This window comes from Pseudovibrio sp. JE062 (assembly GCF_000156235.1).
Taxonomy (GTDB): Bacteria; Pseudomonadota; Alphaproteobacteria; order Rhizobiales; family Stappiaceae; genus Pseudovibrio.
This window is the reverse complement of record NZ_DS996809.1, coordinates 62137-83386: the sequence shown is the minus strand read 5'-3', so window position 1 is coordinate 83386 and position 21250 is coordinate 62137. Positions and strand designations below refer to the sequence as shown.

Here is a 21250-nt window from a genome sequence, read left to right as displayed (position 1 = left end):
AAGCCACTATGACATTCTGGTTAGTTCTCGCAATTTTGACGGCGGCGGTCGCATTGACCGTACTCGTTCCATTGGCTCGCTCTCCTAAGGTTCATCCTGATGAGCGCAATGATGAAGCTGTGTTTCGCGCCCAGCTCGAAGAAATACAAAAAGATCTCGAGCGCGGTGTCATCGCGCCGGACATGGCCGAAGCCGCCAAAATTGAAGTGTCGCGTCGCCTGTTGGCCGCACACAAGCAAAACGAGGGTGACGACCAGGAGGCTCCCTCCAAAATGCGCTTGCGCGCTGTGCAGCTGACAGCGGTTGTTCTGCTGCCGCTGGCCGCGCTAGGTATGTATTTACAATACGGTTCTCCGGAAATCCCTGATCAGCCACGGGCTGAGCGCCTAGCCGCGACAACCGGCGAGGCAGACCTTGAAGTTCTGATCGCAAGAACAGAAGATCACCTCAAAGAAAATCCTACAGACGGACAGGGCTGGGCGGTTATCGCGCCTGTTTACATGCGCACCAGCCAGTTTGACAAAGCACGTCGCGCTTATGCGCAGGCGCTGAGTCAGTTTCCTGAGAACCTCGACCTGATGGTAGGTTGGGCTGAAGCAAGCATCTTTGCAAATGAAGGTCAGGTTTCCGAAGAAGTTGAAAAGGTTTTGCGCCGGATCAATCTCGCCAAGCCTGAAATGTTGCAACCCTACTACTATCTGGCAATGGCTATGGGCCAGAAGGGTCAGATAAACGAAGCGCTGGCCGCCTGGAATGCACTACTGAAGACAGCAGATTCAAATGCTCCTTGGGTGGATGCTGCAAAGGCACAGCGTGACGAACTGATCGCAAGAGGCGCCGTAGTATCTGGTGAAGCAGAAACGATCCCGGCACTTGAGCAGCCAGCAGGACCTTCTGCTGAAGAAGTTGAAGCGGCTGCGCAGATGAGTGCAGAAGATCGCAATGAGATGATCAGCCAGATGGTTATACAGCTGGACGAACGCCTGAACGAAGAGGGCGGTTCTGTCTCCGAATGGGGACGACTGATACAGGCCCGCATTATTCTGGGTGAACAGGCAGAAGCTACAAAAGCGGTAGCTCGTGCCAAAGAGAACCTTAAGGATGATGCGAAAGCTCTGGAACAGATCGACCAGTTGGCCGCGAGTCTGAACTTGAGCCCTGCCGAATAAGGCAGGCAGCTACAGCATATCGCCGAAAAGCGGCTACCGGTTTTTGGAAAATGATATGCTAAACAAATAGTCAGCGCATCGAAAGATGCTCTGACGAGCTGCAAAACATGAACTGCCGAAAGGCACTACAGCGTATTCCCGAAAAGTGGGAACCGGTTTTCGGAAAAGAATACGTATCGTTGGCAACGTATCTACGGAACTGCGAGTATGACACGTAAACAGAAAAGACTCGGGCTTATTGGTCTTGCAGGATTGGTGCTGGGGTCGGCAGTCGGCTTGGTCCTTTATGGACTTTCCAGCAGCGTGACCTATTTCCAGAGTCCAAGTGACATCGCTGAACAGCAAGTTGCAGTTGGGCAGCGCATCCGTCTTGGTGGTCTGGTGGAAGATGACTCCGTTGACAAGAGCCGGGGTTCAGTCGTCCATTTCCGCGTAACTGACCAGGCCGAAGCTATTCCGGTTGCTTACAAAGGCATTCTGCCAGACTTGTTCCGCGAAGGGCAGGGCATCATCGCAGAAGGCTACATGGACGAGAAGGGTGTCTTTATTGCTGATACCGTTCTGGCCAAGCACGATGAAAGCTACATGCCGAAAGAGGTCTACGAGACCCTGAAGGAAGACGGCCACTGGATGGAAGAAGAGCAGGCTGCGGCTGAGCAGACTTCCAAAGTAAACTAAAAAACTACGAGAAACCGGCTCTGCCGAAAGAGCCGGTTATCCAGCGCCAAATGGATACTAGGATAACCTAATGATAATTGAACTTGGCCACTATGCGCTCATCCTGGCATTGGTCGTCGCGGCTGTTCAGTCGGTCTTTCCGGTGTGGGGTGCAGTTAAATCAGACCACCGTCTGATGGGTATGGCACCCGGCCTAGCCGTAATTATGTTCCTTTTGACTTGCGTTTCCTTTGGCGCATTGACTTGGGCGTACCTGACCTCCGACTTCTCGCTTCTGAACACCTATCAGAACTCCCACAGCGATAAGCCACTGATCTATAAGATCTCTGGCGTATGGGGCAACCACGAAGGTTCCATCCTTCTCTGGGTGCTTATTCTGGTGCTGTTCGGCGCATTGGTTGCAGTGTTCTCTAGCAACATCCCGCAGCGCCTGCGAGCAGCAACGCTCGGCGCGCAGGGCTGGGTATCCTTCGCATTCCTGCTATTCGTTATCGTCGCCTCCAACCCGTTCCAGCGCATCAGCCCGGCCCCGATGCAGGGCTCCGGCCTGAACCCAATGCTGCAGGACGTTGGTCTGGCGATCCACCCGCCAATCCTGTACGTGGGGTATGTGGGCTTCTCCATTGTCTTTGCGTTCGCAGCAGCTGCCCTTATCCTTGGCAAGCTTGATGCCGCTTGGGCGCGCTGGGTTCGTCCTTGGATCCTTGTAAGCTGGATCTTCCTGACCCTCGGCATCGCCATGGGCTCCTACTGGGCTTACTACGAACTCGGCTGGGGTGGCTGGTGGTTCTGGGATCCGGTCGAAAACGCATCCTTCATGCCATGGCTCACCGGCACCGCACTTTTGCACTCCGCAATCGTGATGGAACGTCGTGACGCACTGAAGGTCTGGACTGTGTTCCTTGCACTGTTGACATTCTCTTTGTCGCTGCTTGGCACCTTCCTCGTTCGTTCCGGTGTTCTGACCTCTGTACACGCATTCGCAGTTGATCCGGCCCGTGGTCTGTTCATCCTCGCGATCCTGCTGATCTTTGTGGGTGGGTCTCTCACTCTGTTCGCATGGCGCGCACCACTGCTGCGTCAGGGCGGCCTGTTTGCACCAATCAGCCGTGAGGGTTCTCTGGTCCTGAACAACCTGTTCCTCACCACAGCATGTGCGGCAGTCTTTGTGGGGACACTCTACCCACTCGTTCTGGAAGCGTTCTCCGGCGATAAGATCTCCGTAGGTGCGCCATTCTTCAACCTGACATTCGGCCCAATCATGATCCCGGTCCTGATCCTGATGCCTTTCGGTCAGCTTCTGGCTTGGAAGCGCGGTGATGCATGGGGGGTATCTCAGCGCCTGACCACCGCGTTTGTATTGTCCATACTTGCGACTGTCGGTCTGGTCTGGTTCATGGGTGCCAGCACAACAAGCATCATGACAGCCTTTGGCTTCGGTCTTGCGTTCTGGGCAATCTTCGGCTCGCTCTGGGAAATCGTTGACCGTTCGCAGCTGTTCAAAATCGGCCTTGGTCGTGCCATGTCCCGTATCAAGGGCTTCACGCCAACCGTCTGGTCTACAGTTCTGGGTCATGCTGGTCTTGGCGTTACTGTCCTTGGTATCGTCACAACATTGGCCTTTGAATCTGAGCACGTAGAAGTGATGCATCCAGGTGAAACGCTGGAGCAAAATGGCTACCATATCACCTATGAAAAGAGCTGGACCCAGGACGGACCAAACTATCAGGAACTCGTGTCCCGCTACACGCTCCGTAATGGTGATACCGTTGTCGGCGTGATGGAACCATCCAAGCGCGCTTATGTTGCCAGCGGTATGCCAATGAGTGAAACCTCTATCGCAACCTTCGGCTTCTCTCAGGTTTACTTCGCAACAGGTGACTCTGACGAGAACGGTGGTATTGTGACACGTATCTACTTCAAGCCTCTGATCACGCTGATCTGGATCGGCACTCTGATCATGTCGCTTGGTGGCTGTATCGCACTCTTTGATCGTCGCTTGCGTGTTGGTGCTCCGGTATCTGCCCGCAAACGCAAGGGCAAAGCTGGCGGCGTTGCAACAGCTGCAGCACCGGCGGAGTAATGACCATGAAGATGAAGTTCATACTGGTTTTAATCTCGTCCATTCTTTTGGGCACACCGGCTGCGTTCGCCGTAAACCCGGACGAAGTTCTCAAGGATCCCGTTCTGGAAGAACGTGCCCGCGAGATTTCCAAGGAAGTGCGTTGTGTGGTCTGTCAGAACCAGTCCATCGACGACTCCAACGCTCAGCTTGCAAAAGATCTGCGCCTGTTGGTGCGTGAGCGTCTGGTGGAAGGGGATACCAATAAGGAAGTCATGGACTACCTCGTAGCGCGCTACGGTGAGTTCGTGCTCCTCAAGCCACGCTTTGCATTCCACACCATATTCCTGTGGGGTGGTGGACCTCTTGCACTTCTGATTGGCGGCTTCTTCCTGTGGCGTGCAGCCAAAAAGAAAAAGTACGCACCACTCAAAACCGAGACAGCCGGCGTCAAGCCGCTGTCGGACGAAGAGCAGGCAGAGCTTGATAAGCTCATGTCCTCCAAATAAGACATTTCAGGCAAAGCCCCGCAAACCTCGTTTGTGGGGCTCACGCTTAATCACATCTTCTTGCAACCAGTTGAATTGTAAAGACGCGTGTAAGCGCGCACTAGATACCTGTCTTTTAATATATATTCTGAATGTGCCAGCTGCGCAGAAACGACAGGAACAGTTCAAATGGCAAACGATCCCATTAAATTGGAATTTGAAGGCTCTCAAGGAGCGCATCTCGCTGCGCGTCTGGATAAACCAGAGGGAGAGCCCAAGGCGTATGCTCTGTTCGCTCACTGCTTTACGTGTTCCAAAGATCTTTCAGCTGCCCGCCGCATCGCATCTGCTCTGACCAAAGACGGCATCGCTGTCCTGCGCTTCGATTTCACTGGCCTCGGCAACAGTGGTGGTGACTTTGCTTCCACTAACTTCTCGTCGAACCTTCAAGATCTCATCCTCGCAGCCAATTATCTGCGTGATCATTTTGAAGCGCCCAAACTGCTTGTTGGCCACTCTTTGGGTGGTGCGGCAGTGCTTGCCGCTGCCTCTGAAGTTCCTGAGGTCAAAGCTGTTGCGACCATCGGTGCACCAGCCTCTGCAGATCACGTCATTCATAACTTCGGCGCGTCTCTTGATGAGATTAAAGAGAAGGGCGAAGCAACCGTACAGCTTGGTGAACGCCCGTTTAAGATTAAACGCCAGTTTATCGAAGATCTTGAAGCTCAGGATGTCCGCTCGCGCGTTGCTGTCCTGAAGAAAGCGGTACTTGTTCTCCATTCCCCAATCGATGCCACCGTTGGTATTGAAAATGCAGCGCAGATCTTTGAAGCGGCTAAGCACCCAAAATCATTCATCTCTTTGGATGATGCTGACCATCTGCTCTTCAAATACAAAGATGCAGATTACGCAGCGCGCGTGATTGCGGCTTGGGCCAGCCGTTATATGAAGGACTAAGAATGTCCAGATGGGAAGGCCTATGAAGTTTTCCCATCATTACAGAAGATTAATGTAGCAGATAGGTGTTTGTAAGGTTCGCTCTGTCATAGTCATCCTCAACGAAATGCAAAAGCCCCGTTTCCCCCAGTTGGGCTGAGATTGACTAAATGGAGTTGAGCCAAATGAAGTTGACCAAGAACGCAAGTTCCAACGTTGTTTCCCTGTCTGCTGCAAAAACTACTTCCAAACGTCGTTCCCGTCTTCTCAATGGTACAATGGCACTCGCAATTGCTGGTGCAATGGTTGCTCCCCTGACACTCGTCCCGGCAACCTCTCAGGCTGAACCTGTACGTGTTGACGTGCCTGCCATGCCAAACTTTGTTGGTCTGGTAGAAGCCGTGCAGCCAACCGTTGTATCTGTTCGGGTTCGCTCCGAAGTAAAAGAACACGACCGTCTGAGCGGCATTCCTCCAATGTTCCGCGATATGCCGGATGACCACCCACTGCAGAAATTCTTCCGTGAGTTCGGCGGTAAAGGTGGTGAGCAAAAGAAAAAAGCTCCACCACGCAAGCGCTTCGACCAGTCTCAGGGCTCCGGCTTCTTCATCTCTGATGATGGCTATGTTGTAACCAACGAGCACGTGGTTGAAGGCGGTACTGAGTTCACCATCGTCACCAGTGAAGGTGATGAGTTGGAAGCAACTCTGGTCGGTGCCGACAAACGCTCAGATCTGGCTCTCCTGAAAGTGGAAAGCGAAGAAAAATTCGAATACGTCGCTTTTGCTGATGATGCGCCATTGGTTGGTTCATGGGTTGTTGCAGTTGGTAACCCGTTCGGCTTGGGCGGCACTGTGACTGCTGGTATCGTATCTGCTCGTGGCCGTGACATCGGCGCAGGCATCTACGATGACTTCCTCCAGATTGATGCATCTGTGAACCGCGGTAACTCCGGTGGTCCTGCATTTAACGTGAAGGGTGAAGTTGTTGGCGTGAACTCAGCGATTGTCTCTCCAAGTGGTGGTAACGTAGGTATCGCATTTGCGATCCCGGCACAGACCGCCAAAAAGATCATTTCTGATCTGAAGGAAGATGGCGCAGTGACCCGTGGTTGGCTTGGTGTTCAGATCCAGCCAGTCACCAAGGACATTGCTGAATCTCTCGGCCTCGACAACGAAAACGGCACACTGGTTGCTGAAGTGCAGGGTGATACACCTGCAAAAGCAGCAGGCTTCCAGGCTGGCGATATCATTCTGAAAGTGGATGGTGAAGAAGTGAATGGCCCACGTGAGCTGGCAAAAGTCATCGCAGGCTACTCACCAAACACCGAAGTTGAGATTGAGTACTGGCGTGATGGTGAAATTAACACCGCGACTGTAAAGCTCGGCACCATTCCGGAAGAAAAGCAGCAGGCTTCTGCCAAGCAGAGCGAAGATGCCAACACCGCACTGGTAGACAGCCTTGGTCTGGAACTCGCAACAGCTGAAGAAGCCGGTGTTGATGAAGAAGGCGTGGTTGTCACTAAGGTTGATCCGGATGGACCAGCTGCTGACAAAGGCCTCGCACCAGGCGCAATCATAACCGAAGTTGCCAACGTAAAAGTTCAGTCTCCAGCGGATGTTGCAGAGCAGGTTGAAAAAGCTCGTGAGCAAGGCCGCAAAGCAGTTCTGCTTCGTGTGACCCGCGGCGAGAACACTCTGTTCGTTGCGATCCCACTGGAAAAGGGTGACGAATAAGTCACCGACAAGAATGTGGATCACGGGAAACGCCCCCTCTCGTGATCCCTTATCGAAGCACTGAAAACTCTCACACGTGCCTCGATTGTTTGAGGGGCTGATAACAAGAGAAGCCCTCAACTTGATGTCAGCCCCCAAAACCAATGCTGGAAGAAAAGGCAGAGACCTGACCATCTGCCAACTTCACCTATAAAACTTATGCAAATGCTGATGGTTGCCCCCAACAGCATTTGCATTTTTTTATCGTTTCCCTTCATTGTGAGGAAAACGACCAATGCCTTGCTCTGGGAAATGAAAGAATGAGAATCTTGATTATTGAAGATGATCGGGAAGCAGCAGATTATCTGCTCAAAGCACTGAAAGAAGCAGGGCACTCACCTGATCACGCAGACAATGGCGAAGACGGACTTGAGCTGGCAATCTCCAACACATGGGATGTGCTCGTCGTCGACCGCATGCTGCCCAAACGCGATGGCCTGTCCATCATCGAAACACTTCGCGCCTCTGGCGATGAAACCCCGGTTTTGATCCTCTCTGCACTGTCACAGGTAGACGACCGCGTCACCGGACTGCGTGCTGGAGGAGATGATTATCTTCCCAAGCCCTACGCTTTTTCTGAGCTGCTCGCCCGTGTTGAAGTGCTGAGCCGCCGCAAAGCTGGCCCACAGGTGGAAACCAAATTGCAGGTATCCGATCTGGTGCTGGACCGTCTCGCACACTCCGTAACCCGCGCAGGGCAGGAGATCGTGCTACAGCCTCGCGAGTTCCGCCTGCTCGAATACCTTATGAAGCATGCCGGACAGGTGGTGACCCGTACCATGCTGCTCGAAAACGTCTGGGACTATCATTTTGATCCGCAGACCAATGTGATTGACGTTCACATCTCCAGACTGCGGTCCAAAATCGACAAAGGCTTCGATTTCCCGTTGCTTCATACTGTTCGTGGTGCAGGATATTCCATCCGTGACAGCTCTAACTAGGATCCTCTCAACCACAGCCTTCAAGCTGGCAGCTATTTATCTGACGTCGTTTACGGCGCTTTCTGTGTTCCTGTTCATCTTCATCTCGCAGAATACAGATGATCTGATGAACAAACAGGTCGTGCAAACAGTTGATGCTGAGATTCAGGGCCTTGCTGAGCAATACGCCCAAAACGGCATCAATGGCCTCGTGGTGGGCGTAGAGCGACGCGTCAGAAGCCCCAATTCCAATCTTTACCTCATTCTGGATTATTCCGGTAACGTCATCACCGGCAATATCGCCTACCTGCCTGAAAAGGTACTGTCGGAGTCAGACGGCAGAATTCAGTTTGTCAGCTACACGCCGCTTGGCCTTCCTGAAACGGATGAAAACAAAGCCAAGGCAATCGTGCGCATCTTCGAGTTGCCGGGTAACTTCAAGCTTTTGGTTGGGCGGGATCTTGAGGATCAGGTCCACCTGAAAAGTCTGCTCGGAGACGCTTTAACCCTCTGGCTCGTCGGCATGGTGGTGCTGGCTGGTATCACATGGTTCTTCCTTAACCGCCGTATCCTGAAACGTATCGACAACCTGTCCATGAGCTCCCGCCAGATCATGGAGGGTGACCTTGCTGGCCGTCTGGATGTAACTGGCAATGGCGATGAGTTTGACCGTCTGGCAAGCAACCTCAATGTGATGCTGGATCGAATTGAAGAGCTCATGAAGGGCCTGAAGGAAGTTTCCGACAACATTGCCCACGACCTCAAAACCCCTCTCACGCGCATGCGTGGTCGTGTTGAAGCTGCCTTGCGTCGCGACCTCAATGCAAAAGAGGGGCGTGAGTGTTTGGAGGATACTCTTGTTGAGACTGACGAGCTGATCAACACCTTCAATGCCCTTTTGCGTATCGCTCGTGTTGAAGCCGGTTCTACTGGTGCCCAACTGGAACCATTGCAGCTTAACACCATCGTCAATGACGTCTGTGAACTGTATGAGCCTGTTGCTGAAGATGATGGTGTTACCTTTTCTGTTTCAACAGAAGCTGAGCCAACCATCGAAGGTGACCGCGAGCTTTTAGCTCAGGCTTTGGCCAACCTGATTGAAAATGCCCTCAAATACGGTCGTCCAACCGAAGAGAATGTTAAACCCGCAATCAAAGTCGTACTGTCTGCAAACGATGAGCAAGCTATACTCAGCGTGGAAGATAACGGTGCAGGGATCGCAGAAGCCGATCGCGAGCGGGTGTGTAATCGGTTCGTCCGGCTCGACAGCTCTCGTCATGCACCGGGATCTGGACTTGGATTGTCACTTATCAAGGCGGTGGTAACTCTCCATCATGGAGAATTGCAGTTAACATCGGCTGGTTCAGTAGATGATTCTGGAAGTGATGAGCAATCAGGCCTGTGTGCCCGGATTGTTCTGCCTCTGACAAAGGGGCAAAGAGGTGAGGGAGAGGGCAACGAAGCATGGGACAAGGCTCAGAAGAAGAACGCCACCAGCTAAAAAGCAGCATTCTGAAGCGCGAACACAGAGAAGGTGCACTGGCCCCTTTATTTGAGCGCTTGGAACGCCAGTCCATTTGCGCAGATGATGATCTGGGCAACCGGCATCTGAAAGATTTGATTGAGAAGCTGGAACGCAAGGATCTCATTTCTGAGTTTGAACAGCTCTGTCAGGGTGCTCCGCATCTGCGCAGTTTCATCAAGGGCTTCATGGTCAACGCGCCTTTCCTGCGCGAAACCATGCTGCGTGATGTACAGCGCTTCCTGCGCATACTCAATACGCCACCAGAAGAGACCATCGCCATCCTCCTGCAGGATTGCTTGAATGCAAGACCTGAGAGCGAAGCCGAGCTCATGCAGTCCTTGCGGCTGGCAAAGCAGGAACTGGCTCTGACTGTTGCGCTCGCCGATATCGCAGGCGCCTGGCCGCTGGAGAACGTCACAGGCGCTCTCACCAAGTTCGCAGATGCATCCCTGACAGCTTGTTTGCGCTTCTGTTTGCGCGAGCTGGAGACACGCGGAAAGTTCATTCCGGTAGACCATGATGAGCCTGAAAAAGACGCAGGCTACTTCATCCTCGCCATGGGCAAGCACGGTGCGGGGGAGCTTAACTATTCCTCCGACATCGATCTGATCGTTCTCTATGATCCCGAGCGCAGTCGCCTGATCGGTGGAGCGGAGGCTCCAGTCGAGTTTGTTCGTATCACTCGCCGCATTGTAAAGCTCATGAATGAGCGTACTGGCGATGGTTATGTCTTCCGTACTGATCTCCGTCTACGTCCTGATCCAGGTGCCACACCACTGGCAATCTCTGTTCCTGCTGCGCTGGTTTATTATGAAAGCCTCGGTCAGAACTGGGAACGCGCGGCGCTCATCAAGGCAAGGCCATGCGCAGGTGATGTTGAAGCTGGCGAGATTTTCCTTGAGGAAATCCGTCCATTCGTCTGGCGCAAATATTTAGACTATGCCGCAATTTCAGACGTGCATTCAATTAAACGCCAGATCCACGCCCACAAAGGGTTCAGCAAGATCACCGTTGCCGGTCACAACGTGAAACTGGGTCGCGGTGGTATTCGTGAGGTTGAGTTCTTCGCCCAAACCCAGCAGCTCATTGCAGGTGGCCGAAACCCGCAGCTCCGGGATCGCCGCACGCTCATCACGCTAGAACGTTTGGCCGATTGTGGCTGGATTGATCAGTCCGCAGCTGAAGATATGGAAGCGGCCTATCGCTATCTGCGCGAAGTTGAGCACCGCATTCAGATGATCAACGACGAGCAAACCCACATCCTTCCGAAGGATGATGAGGCACTGGCGCGCGTCTATCATCTGATGGGTATACGTGGTCGCTCAGAGTTTGCAGATGAGATACGCAGTAAATTCGAGTTGGTGCAGAAGCATTACTCAGGTCTGTTTGAGCACGAGCCTGATCTCGCACTCAACCTCGGCAATCTGGTCTTTACCGGAGATGACGAAGACCCGAACACCCTTGAAACTCTGATGCAACTCGGCTTCCAGCGTCCGGTCGATGCCATCCGTACCATTCGTCAATGGCACTACGGCAGATATCCGGCAGTGCGAGCGCCAAAGGCTCGGGAACGCCTGACTGAGTTCACGCCCATCCTGCTGGATGCGTTGGCACGTACAGAGAATGCAGATCAGGCCTTGCTCACATTTGATGCCTTCCTTTCTAAGCTGCCCATGGGCGTTCAGCTCTTTGGTTTGCTCAAGTCAAATCCGCACCTGTTCAACCTGCTCACCATGGTCATGGGCAATGCGCCACGCATGGCGGAAATCGTCTCCAAACGTGTCCACGTTCTGGACGCGCTTTTGGACCCTGCCTTCTTCGGAGGAGCGCCTACGGCTGAACAGATCGAAAGCGCATTGGCTGTTACGCTTGATCAGGCGGGCTACTATGAAGAGGCACTGGATCGGGCCCGTATCTTCGTACAGGAGCAGCAGTTCCTGCTCGGTCTGCGTCTGATCACAGGCACAATTACAGCTGCAGAGTTGGGACAAGGCCTATCAACTCTTGCAGACGCCGTGTTATGTCAGCTGCTGCCACGCGTCCAACAAGAGCTGGAAGAGGCACACGGCAAAATTCCAGGTGCAGAACTGGCTCTGGTCGCTATGGGTAAGCTGGGCGGACAAGAGATCACCTGTGCATCTGATCTTGACTTGATCCTGCTCTACGACTTCCCTGAGGATGTGGTGCAAAGCGATGGCAAACGCCCTCTGGCTCCAAGTCAGTACTATAGCCGCCTCACACAGCGCCTCGTTTCCGCTCTGACAGCGCCAACAGCAGAAGGGGTCCTCTATGAGGTTGACTTCCGCTTGCGCCCATCCGGCAACTCAGGGCCGCTTGCAACGCGTTTTGTATCCTTCAAGGACTATCAGTCCAACGATGCCTGGACTTGGGAACACATGGCGCTCACACGCGCACGCGTCATCACCAGCTCCAGCCCTGAGTTCGCGATGCAGATCGACTGTGCAGTCTCTCAACTGTTGCAGGAGAAGCGAGATCTGAAAAAGCTGGCCACTGATGTTTGTGATATGCGTGCCCGTATCCAGAAGGAAAAGCCTGCCAAGAGCCCTTGGCAGATCAAAGGCATTCCTGGTGGTCTTATCGACATTGAGTTCATTGCCCAGTTCCTCCAACTGGCCCATGGTGTAGACCATCCGGAGATCCTTCAGACGCGAACGGAAGACGCTCTGCTCAAAGCACGCGACTTCGGAGTGCTCCATGAAGAAGATGCAGACACGCTCATTCCGGCACTGCGTAACTATGAGGATCTGACACAAATCCTCAAGCTGGCGCAGACAGGTCACTTCGATCCTAAAACAGCGCCGGGCGGATTGCTTGATCTTCTGGTGAATGCAGGGGGCGAGCCAGACTTCGAACGCCTGACCATCTACATGCAGGAGCAACAGATCATGGTCCGCAGAACCTTCGAGCACCTGATCGGCAAAGTCGAAGAAGCTGAGAAAACCAGCTGATCCTCCTACAACAAACAACAAAAAAGGCCGCTCAGGAAGCGGCCTTTTCTTTGATCTGTAGAATGAACTCTTAAGCTGCGTTCAGTTTGCTGATGCCGGAGAGGCGGCCCTTATCACGGCCCTTAGCTTTCAGAGGCAACTTGATGGTGACTTCGGTACCTTTGCCAACCTCGGAGTCGATTTCCATGTAACCGCCATGCAACTCGCTGAGGGAGCGGGCGATTGCGAGGCCAAGGCCAGATCCTTTGTGGGTCTTGGTGAACTGGTTCTCAACCTGAACAAATGGCTTGGCGAGGCGATCGATATCCTTCTTCGCAATGCCGATACCGTTATCGGTGATCTTGAGTTCAGCGAATGCGCCCACTTTGCGGGCAGAGACGCGAACCTCACCGTTCTCAGGCGTAAACTTCACAGAGTTAGCAAGCAGGTTGAGAAGGATCTGCTTCACAGCACGGCGGTCAGCCTGCAGATGCATGTGCGGCAAGTTCTCGTTCACAACCTTGATGTTCTTCTCTGCAGCAGTCGCAGAAATGATCCGTGCTGCATCCTGAACAATCTGCTGGATCTGAACATCTTCAACGGAAAGCTCAATCCGGCCTGCTTCAATCTTGGACATATCCAGAATGTCATTGATCACGTTCAGCAGGTAGTTACCGGAGGAGTGAATGTCCTTGCAGTATTCCTTGTACTTGTCAGAACCCAGATCACCGAACATGCCCTGATCCATAATCTCGGAGAAACCGATGATCGCATTCAAAGGCGTGCGCAGCTCATGGGAGATGTTTGCAAGGAACTCAGATTTCGCTTGGTTTGCGTCTTCTGCCCGGGTCTTCTCATCCGCGTATTTCTCGGTCAGCTCCACAAGTTGCTGAGCCTGAAGTTCAAGCTTCTGACGAGACTGGCGCAGGTCGGCAATGGTTGCCATGTGACCACGCTCGGACTCCAGCAGTTTTTCTTCCTTACGCTTCAGCTCGGTAATGTCGGTTCCAACGGAAACAAACCCACCGTCTTTGGTGCGGCGCTCAGAAACCTGAAGCCAGCGGCCGCCTTCCATTTCGACCTTGTAGGAGCTCTCCATATCGCTGTCGATATGGTCGCCCTCCTCAGGCTCAGAAATGATTGGCTGGCTTGCTGAAGACATAACGGTCGCATAAGGCGTGCCTGCCTGAACAACATGATCCGGCAGTTGGTGCAGCTTGCGATAGTTGGAGTTGCACATCACCAGATGATTGTCCGCATCCCACAGAACAAAAGCCTCAGAGATGTTTTCAATCGCATCTCGCAGACGCAAATCAGCGGTGCGGCTCTGTTCAGCGAGCATCTTCTGCTCAGTCACATCCATGCAGATCCCGATCAGGTGTGGTTCATTGGTACCAGCATCGGTCTGGACTTCAGCACGAACACGCAGCCAGACCCAGGAGCCATCGATGTGGCGCATACGCCATTGGCGGTCCACATTGCTCTTACCAGTGTCCAGAAGGCTCTTGGCAAGGTCATACAGATCCACATCATCAGGATGCGTCAGAGACTGGATCTCCGCAAAGCCCATGATGTCATTTCGAGGATCCATACCCAGCATCTCATAGAGCGAGGCGGACCAGAACACGCGGCCACGGGAAAGATCCCAGTCGAACAGGCCACAGCGACCACGGTTCAAAGCAGCATCTATGCGGGAGCGGGTTGCAGCATAAATGCCATCAGCTTGCTGCGCGCGGGTTGCCTGCGCAAAGTAGGCGTAGATAATCACCAGCAGCACCATGGAGGTGGCCACAAAGATCGTTACATTGGCCGAAAGCTCTGCGCGCCAGGAAGAGAAAATCGCGTCTTCCGGCTGCATGATTGCAACCATGCCAAGCTTATTGGGCAGATGATGGACAGTCGCGCGGGTCGCGTCCTTGGTGCCTTCGTTGATTGTCAAAACACCGGCGCGCTTGCCGAAGAAGGTCATTGGCTGAGTGTCACCAAGGAAACTGGTGATCTTCAGGCCTTCCATGTCTGGACGGGTAGGGGCGCTGGCAACGATGGTGCCGTTCGGATCTGTCAAAAGAATTTGGCGGCTCTGACTGGTGGCCCGAGGGGGCAGGGCTTCAGAAAGGGCACGCTGCAAAGCAGAAGTAAGGCCGACGCTGCCTTTCTCTTGCTCGGAAACATCAATGCTGGCGGTCAGGGCAGTTGCAATAAGGGTGAGATCGTCCTGAGCCTTCTGGCTCACGCTCTCATAATTGTATGCAATCTCAAGTCCGCGGAAAATGGCGGTGCAGGCAATGAACACGATACAGAGCGCTGGAATAATTCTGCGCATCATCGGTTCAGTTGTCAGGAGACGTTGGTAGGCCGGTTGGGCAAGCAACTTGATATGCCCGGTCAGAGCATCTTTTTTGCCAGTCCGTTTGGTCGAATTCAAGAGTCGTCGAGCGGTCGCGCCCCCCGCAAAGGCTCGTGCCATGAATGCCCCCATGTGTCAGATTCCGCCGCAAATAATCCGGGTTGCAATTCACCCGAATCACATTCATTTGAATCTATCCGAATCAACTTGTCCAGAGTCTCGACACAAAAAAATGGTTAACGGCAGCACTTTTTGCTGCCGTTAATTTTCATAGGACTCTCAGAGACTTCGCGAGAAGCAAAGTAGACTGTTTTAGTCTAGGCAAAGCTCAACTATTTCTTTCACATCAGTAGAGAGTTGCTGGTCTGCTGCAAGAATTCGCTTCAATGCGGCTTCTGCTTTTACTCTGCGTTCTGCATTCATATTCTTCCATGTGCCAAAGCTTTTGGCCATTCTGGAAGCAACCTGAGGGTTAGTCTTATCCAATTGCAACGTGATTTCAGCAAGATAGTCATATCCTGAACCATCCGCTGCGTGGAAACCTCTGGTATTACCACCCAGGAAGCCACCAATAAGCGCGTAGATGCGGTTTGGATTATCCCAAGAAAATGCAGGATGTTCGGTAAGAGTACGTATCGCTGCAATCGCGTCTTCGCTTGGTGCACGAGCAGCTATGCTCAGCCATTTGTCCATTGCCAGCGCAGTATCTTTGTGGCGCGCTTCAAATGCCTTCAGTGCGTCCTGAGCCCCGGCAAGCTGCCAGATGACGAGAACTGTCAACGCACCCATGCGATCTGTCATGTTATCTGCGTTGTCGAAATGAGCTTTCGTCAGTACCGCACTTTCCTCAGTCTGCGCAGCTCCAAGATACGACAAGCAACGCAGCTTTAGAGCACGCTTACCAGCGGAGAGGGCATCCGGGCTGAATGTGGCAGGCATCTCCATTGCATCATAAATGCGTTTGAAGGTGTCGTAGAGCCTCACACCAATCTCCTTGGAGAAGGCATCACGTGCTTTGCCAATCGCGTCAGTGTCGACTTCTTTGCCAATTTCCAGTGCAATGTCCTGCTCACTTGGCAGCATCAGACCAAAGCCGCGGAAGGCGTAATCGAGGTTTTCATCCTCAGCCATGTGACCCAGAGCTTCAATGAAGGCATCTTTGCCTGCTGGCTCTTCGCCGTTGGTTAGCTCGATCAACAGCTCTGTCATCAGTGTCTGAGTAGCCTGCCAACGATTGAACGGATCAATGTCGTGACGCATCAGGAAGATCTGATCTTCGCGGGAAAGGGTGCTTTCCAGCTTCACAGGCGCTGAAAACTCACGCAGCAAAGATGGAACAGGCTTGCTGCCGATACCATGGAAGACAACGGTTTGCTTGTCTTCTGTCAGATGCAACAGATCACCATCAACTTGTGCACCTTCAACGCTGGTGTAAGCAAGGTCATCCCCATTTGGCCCAACAAGACCGAAGCGGATTGGAATGAAGAATGGCTTCTTCTCATCCTGACCCGGAGTAGCTGCGGTGTTCTGTTCTAGATCCAGAGTAAAGGTCTTTGCAGCTTCATCATAAGAGCCGCTGGCCTTCACAAATGGGGTGCCGGACTGGTGATACCAGAGGCTGAAGTGAGACAGATCCAGCTTGTTTGCATCTTCAAAGCACTTGAGGAAGTCTTCGATGGTGGACGCATCCCCATCATGACGCTCGAAGTAAAGATCCATACCTTTTCGGAAGCCATCCGCACCCAGAATAGTCTTGATCATACGAACCAGCTCAGCGCCCTTGTCGTAAACGGTCGCTGTATAGAAGTTGTTGATCTCTTTATATTCTGTCGGGCGAACAGGGTGTGAAAGCGGGCCCTGATCCTCTGGGAACTGACGGGACTTCAGGCGGATCACGTCAGCAATACGCTTCACCGGACGGGAACGCTCATCCGAAGAAAACTCCTGATCACGGAAAACAGTCAGACCTTCTTTCAGACACAGCTGGAACCATTCACGGCAGGTGATGCGGTTACCGGTCCAGTTATGGAAGTACTCGTGCGCAACAACGGTCTCGATGCCTTCGTAATCCACGTCGGTCGCAGTGTCGCTGTCCGCCAGAATGTACTTATCGTTGAAGATATTGAGGCCCTTGTTCTCCATTGCGCCCATGTTGAACGCAGAAACGGCTACGATGTTGAACACATCCAGATCGTACTCGCGGCCAAACACCTTCTCGTCCCAGCGCATGGAGCGGATCAGGCTGTCCATAGACCAGTCCGTGCGATCCTCATTGCCTTTCTCAACATAGATGTTCAGATCAACAGGCGTGCCGGATGCTGTCGTGTACTTTTCTGAAGTACAGGCCAGATCACCTGCGACCAGAGCAAACAGATAGGCTGGCTTTGGATGCGGATCATGCCAAACGGCAAAGTGGCGATCTGTTCCTTCAATATCTCCAGCGTCCTGCGGATTGCCGTTACCAAGAAGGATTGGGTTGGTCGCCTTGTCAGCTTCAATGCGTGTGGTGAACACAGAAAGAACGTCGGGGCGATCATAATAGTAAGTGATCCGGCGGAAGCCTTCGGCCTCACACTGGGTGCAATAGATGCCCTGAGAAAGATAAAGACCTTCCAGCTTGGTGTTCGTTGTTGGATTGACCTTGGTCACCACTTCCAGTTTGAAGGTGTCTGCTGGCGGAGTGTGAACCACCAGCTTCGCCGGAGAAGCTTCATAAGCCTCTTCTGCCAGAACCGCTCCATCAATCGCGGCAGAAACAAGTGTGAGATCATCACCATCTAGCTCAAGTGGAGCACCAATCTCGGTGCCTTCGCGTCTCGAAAGGGTCAGTGTGGAGATAACTTCAGTCGCTTCTGGCTGAAGCTTGAAGATCAGAGAAACATTCTCAATGACGTAGGGTGTCTCTTTGTAGTCTTCCAATTTGATGAGCTGAGCAGTCTCAGATCGCATGCCTGTTCTCCCAAGAGGTGTTGAAGCAGCTTCTTCGCCTCTTGGCGCAGCGCTTCCAAATTTTTATGTAGATCGGCGGTACCTTTGAAAACGGTTCCGGTCAAATGCAGGAAATGAAAACCACATCACTTTTGCACCCAAAAATCAAATAGGCAAGCAGGTGGAAGGACTGGAACGAGTTCATGACAGATCCTCGTAAGCGCTATTCCAAAAAAACAGGTAGCACTGTGCTCCAGAAACAGATCTGCACAAAAGACTGAGGTTGCTTCCGTGACGGCTCCCCTGGAAAACATAAGAGTATTGGAACTAGCGCGCATCTTGGCAGGTCCATGGATTGGACAGACGCTCTCTGATCTGGGGGCAGATGTCATCAAGGTGGAAAGCCCGCGCGGCGACGATACCCGCACATGGGGGCCTCCGTTCATCGAGGAAGAGGGCGGCACAAAGAGCGCAGCCTACTTCCACGCTTGCAACCGCGGCAAGCGCTCCATCACGGCAGACTTCTCTAAATCAGAAGATCTTGAGCTGATTTATGATCTGGTGCGCCAGAGTGATGTACTGATCGAAAACTTTAAAGTTGGAGGCCTCGCCAAATATGGTCTCGATTATGTCAGCCTGAAAAAGATCAACCCGAAACTGATCTATTGCTCTGTAACCGGCTTTGGCCAGGATGGCCCCTATGCCCATCGTGCAGGATATGACTTCATGATCCAGGGCATGGGCGGCATTATGGATCTGACCGGTTCAAAAGGCGGCGAACCCCAAAAAGTTGGCGTGGCTTTTGCCGATATCTTCACTGGCCTTTATGGCGTCATCGGCATTCAGGCAGCCTTGCGCCGCCGGGACTTGACCGGAGAAGGTGAATGGATCGACATGGCTCTGCTGGATGCGCAAGTGGGTGTTCTTGCCAATCAGGCCATGAACTACCTGAGCAGCGGCAACATCCCGACCCGCATGGGCAATGCCCATCCAAACATTGTTCCCTATCAGGTTTTTGAGGTGAAGGATGGTCACCTTATCGTGGCTGTCGGCAACGACTCTCAATTTGCTAATTTCTGTAAGATTCTCGGAGAGCCTGCTCTGGCGGAGGATGAGCGTTACGCCACAAACCCGTCTCGCGTAAAGCATCGTGAAGAATTAACAGAAAAGCTTCAGGCGCTGGTGCTGACCTTCAACCGAGATGATCTCCTGTCTAAAATGGAAGAACGCGGCGTTCCGGCTGGCCCGATTAATACAGTTGCTGATGTTTTACAGGATCAGCAAATTGAACACCGCCAGATGAAGGTCAATCTACCAACATCCTCTAAGGATCAGGGCGAGCAAACCTATGTGCGCACACCAATTCAGTTTACTAATTCTAAGCTGAAACTGGAGAAGGGCGCACCAGCTCTCGATGAGCATAGAAATGAGATATTGAGAGAATTAGGCAAAGAAGCAGTAGAATAAAGACTAGCTACACCATGTGCAGGAAGGCAGTTTGACCCTCGGTCCGGGGAGTGGTTTAACGGGCTGACATTCCTCACACAGGTGGGTCACGGTTTGAAGCTTTGGAATAGGATCAGGCGTAAGGCAATCGGCATTCGGCGATGCTATTACAAGCTGTCATTGACGTGGTTGGTCAGTCTCACATTTGTGACCGTGGTAACACTGTGCGGCGGTATCGTGCTGTATATGTCCGTTCACACCAACCTCAAGAATACCCGAAGCCTCATCGAAAAAGCGTCGATCATGTCGACCGAGTCGATCAACAACGCACTGGCTGCTTACATGACGCCTGCGTTCTCCTCGGTTTATGCAATCAAGACATATGCTGAAGTGCAGCCAACCGCGCAGAGTGCGATTTTTCGCGCCCGCCAAACCTTTCGGGGAGTGCTGTTCGGGGTAAAGAGTGTTGAAGGCTTGGTGCTTTCGCTTCCAAATGAGACTGTTTGGGGCTTGAAGCACGCCAAAAACCGACAAGACCTGGTTTCGTTTCATCCAGAACAGTCTCTCTTTGAATTTTCCAGAATGCAGGCCATCGATGCGGAAACAGATGAAGATCCGTTCTGGGGCGATTTTTATGCTTCGGGAGAAGACCCATTTGCGACTGCGACAAGCGCAATTAGGTTTAATGGCGAAACTATTGGGTATGTTTCGGCGATCATAACGATGAAAGGGGTCGGCTCTGTTCTTGCCTCGCGCGATGAAGATGGCGTAGGCAATGATATAGACGCAGAAGACGTCACCCGGTTTATTCTGACAGACAAGAACCGCGTACTGGCTTATTCCTCTCCGACTAACGAGCTGCAGCAACATAATTTGTTGGCTTCGATCTCAGAGTTCGGTGATCCGGTGCTTGCAAAACTGGAAACCAGCAAAAAACAGCCGTTCAGTCAGCGCGCACGTCAACGTGGTGTGGAGCTCCACCTCATTTACGATGGTGAGGATATGTACGTCCTCGTCATGCAGAAACTGATCTCTCCTGATGGAGAAGTTTATTATGTGGGCGAGTATCAGCTGGCCAACTCTCGTTATGACGAGTTTACTCGCTTGATCAACTCAGTCTTCGCAGGCGTTGCAGTTGTGTTTTTATCCGCGCTCGTTGCAATTTTCTTTGCCCGCCGCCTTGCATCTCCACTGAAAGGCATTGCGGCACGTGCGCAAAAGTTTGGAGCACTGGAGTTCGAGCACTTGGACCCATTGCCACGCAGCCACATCCGTGAAGTGGACCAGATCACCTCTGCCATGAATGCAAGTACCAGTGGCTTGCAGGCCATGAGCCGGTACATACCCAAGTCCCTCTACGCAAAGCTGATGGCGCTTGGTATTGACCGCGCCGCGAAGGCGAAAGAAGCTGAACTGACAATCCTGTTTACGGATATTGAGGGCTTCACCTCCATTTCCGAACACAGAAGCGCAGGTGAAGTGGCAAGCTTGCTGAATAACCACTTCAAACTTCTCGTTTCTGCTGTCGAAGCTCATCAGGGTACCGTCGATAAGTTTGTCGGCGACGGCATGCTCGCATTCTGGGGCGCCCCTGATGAAATGGAAGACCACGCTCAGCGCGCCATCGCAGCAGCCGAAGACATGGCCCGAGCCATCCAGCAGGCCAATGAAGCAGCGCCGGAAAACGAAATACACGTGCGCATCGCTATTCATACCGGCCCGGTCATCGTTGGTAATGTGGGTGCGGTTGAACGCTGGAACTACACAATCGTTGGTGACGCAGTGAACGTTTGCAGCCGTCTTCAGAGCCTCGGCGGCACCATCTCTACCGTGAAGGGGGCATGTGTCGTTCTGAGCGGAGAGACCGTTGAAAAGGCGGGACATCCGGACAATGTGACCTATCGCGGCAGCCACGAAGTGCGGGGCCGTAAGGGCAAAGTCGAAGTCTGGCAGCTCAACTCCACCATATGCGACGAACAATAATTCCGGCATTGTCTTCTACTTTAATTTAAGTGTGCTCCGAAACCC

Annotated in this window: 12 protein-coding genes and 1 pseudogene; 11 read left to right on the top strand and 2 right to left on the bottom strand. The window is 52.8% G+C overall.

Annotated features, from left to right (window positions below):
- Positions 1-8 precede the first annotated feature (8 nt).
- The 9 genes and pseudogenes from ccmI to PJE062_RS12680 all read left to right on the top strand — a co-directional run bounded on the left by ccmI (position 9) and on the right by PJE062_RS12680 (position 12522).
- Positions 9-1169, top strand: a complete 1161-nt coding sequence (gene ccmI / locus PJE062_RS12720) for a c-type cytochrome biogenesis protein CcmI (protein WP_008549910.1) — start codon at positions 9-11, stop codon at positions 1167-1169.
- Between the two features lie 207 nt (positions 1170-1376).
- Positions 1377-1847 (top strand): cytochrome c maturation protein CcmE, encoded by a 471-nt coding sequence (gene ccmE / locus PJE062_RS12715; protein ID WP_083416531.1) that lies wholly within the window; start codon positions 1377-1379, stop codon positions 1845-1847.
- Between the two features lie 70 nt (positions 1848-1917).
- Complete coding sequence (locus PJE062_RS12710) at positions 1918-3930, top strand: heme lyase CcmF/NrfE family subunit (RefSeq protein WP_008549659.1); 2013 nt, start codon at positions 1918-1920, stop codon at positions 3928-3930.
- Between the two features lie 5 nt (positions 3931-3935).
- Positions 3936-4418: a cytochrome c-type biogenesis protein gene (locus tag PJE062_RS12705; RefSeq protein ID WP_008549674.1), complete on the top strand. Its 483-nt coding sequence runs from the start codon at positions 3936-3938 to the stop codon at positions 4416-4418.
- Positions 4419-4586: 168 nt separating this feature from the next.
- A pseudogene (locus PJE062_RS12700) lies at positions 4587-5345 on the top strand (alpha/beta hydrolase family protein); the annotation flags it as partial.
- Positions 5346-5518: 173 nt separating this feature from the next.
- The gene (locus PJE062_RS12695; RefSeq protein ID WP_008550000.1) at positions 5519-7069 is read left to right on the top strand and encodes a Do family serine endopeptidase; all 1551 of its coding nucleotides are present in this window, start codon (positions 5519-5521) and stop codon (positions 7067-7069) included.
- Between the two features lie 299 nt (positions 7070-7368).
- On the top strand, positions 7369-8049 hold the full coding sequence (locus PJE062_RS12690; protein ID WP_050773914.1) for a response regulator transcription factor: 681 nt from the start codon (positions 7369-7371) through the stop codon (positions 8047-8049).
- Positions 8033-9529 (top strand): HAMP domain-containing sensor histidine kinase, encoded by a 1497-nt coding sequence (locus PJE062_RS12685; RefSeq protein ID WP_008549838.1) that lies wholly within the window; start codon positions 8033-8035, stop codon positions 9527-9529. The genes PJE062_RS12690 and PJE062_RS12685 overlap by 17 nt, the downstream gene beginning before the upstream one ends.
- The gene (locus PJE062_RS12680; protein WP_008549514.1) at positions 9493-12522 is read left to right on the top strand and encodes a bifunctional [glutamine synthetase] adenylyltransferase/[glutamine synthetase]-adenylyl-L-tyrosine phosphorylase; all 3030 of its coding nucleotides are present in this window, start codon (positions 9493-9495) and stop codon (positions 12520-12522) included. The genes PJE062_RS12685 and PJE062_RS12680 overlap by 37 nt, the downstream gene beginning before the upstream one ends.
- 70 nt (positions 12523-12592) lie before the next feature.
- Here PJE062_RS12680 and PJE062_RS12675 read toward each other — a convergent pair whose 3' ends face one another.
- Both PJE062_RS12675 and pepN read right to left on the bottom strand, forming a co-directional pair.
- Complete coding sequence (locus PJE062_RS12675; protein ID WP_050773913.1) at positions 12593-14968, bottom strand: PAS domain-containing sensor histidine kinase; 2376 nt, start codon at positions 14966-14968, stop codon at positions 12593-12595.
- A gap of 192 nt (positions 14969-15160) precedes the next feature.
- Positions 15161-17797: an aminopeptidase N gene (gene pepN / locus PJE062_RS12670; protein ID WP_008549978.1), complete on the bottom strand. Its 2637-nt coding sequence runs from the start codon at positions 17795-17797 to the stop codon at positions 15161-15163.
- 270 nt (positions 17798-18067) lie between these two features.
- Between pepN and PJE062_RS12665 the strand changes: the two genes are divergently transcribed.
- Both PJE062_RS12665 and PJE062_RS12660 read left to right on the top strand, forming a co-directional pair.
- A complete protein-coding gene (locus PJE062_RS12665; protein ID WP_008550066.1) occupies positions 18068-19243 on the top strand; it encodes a CaiB/BaiF CoA-transferase family protein in 1176 nt (391 codons plus the stop codon).
- 186 nt (positions 19244-19429) lie between these two features.
- On the top strand, positions 19430-21205 hold the full coding sequence (locus PJE062_RS12660) for an adenylate/guanylate cyclase domain-containing protein (RefSeq protein WP_008549888.1): 1776 nt from the start codon (positions 19430-19432) through the stop codon (positions 21203-21205).
- Positions 21206-21250 lie beyond the last annotated feature (45 nt).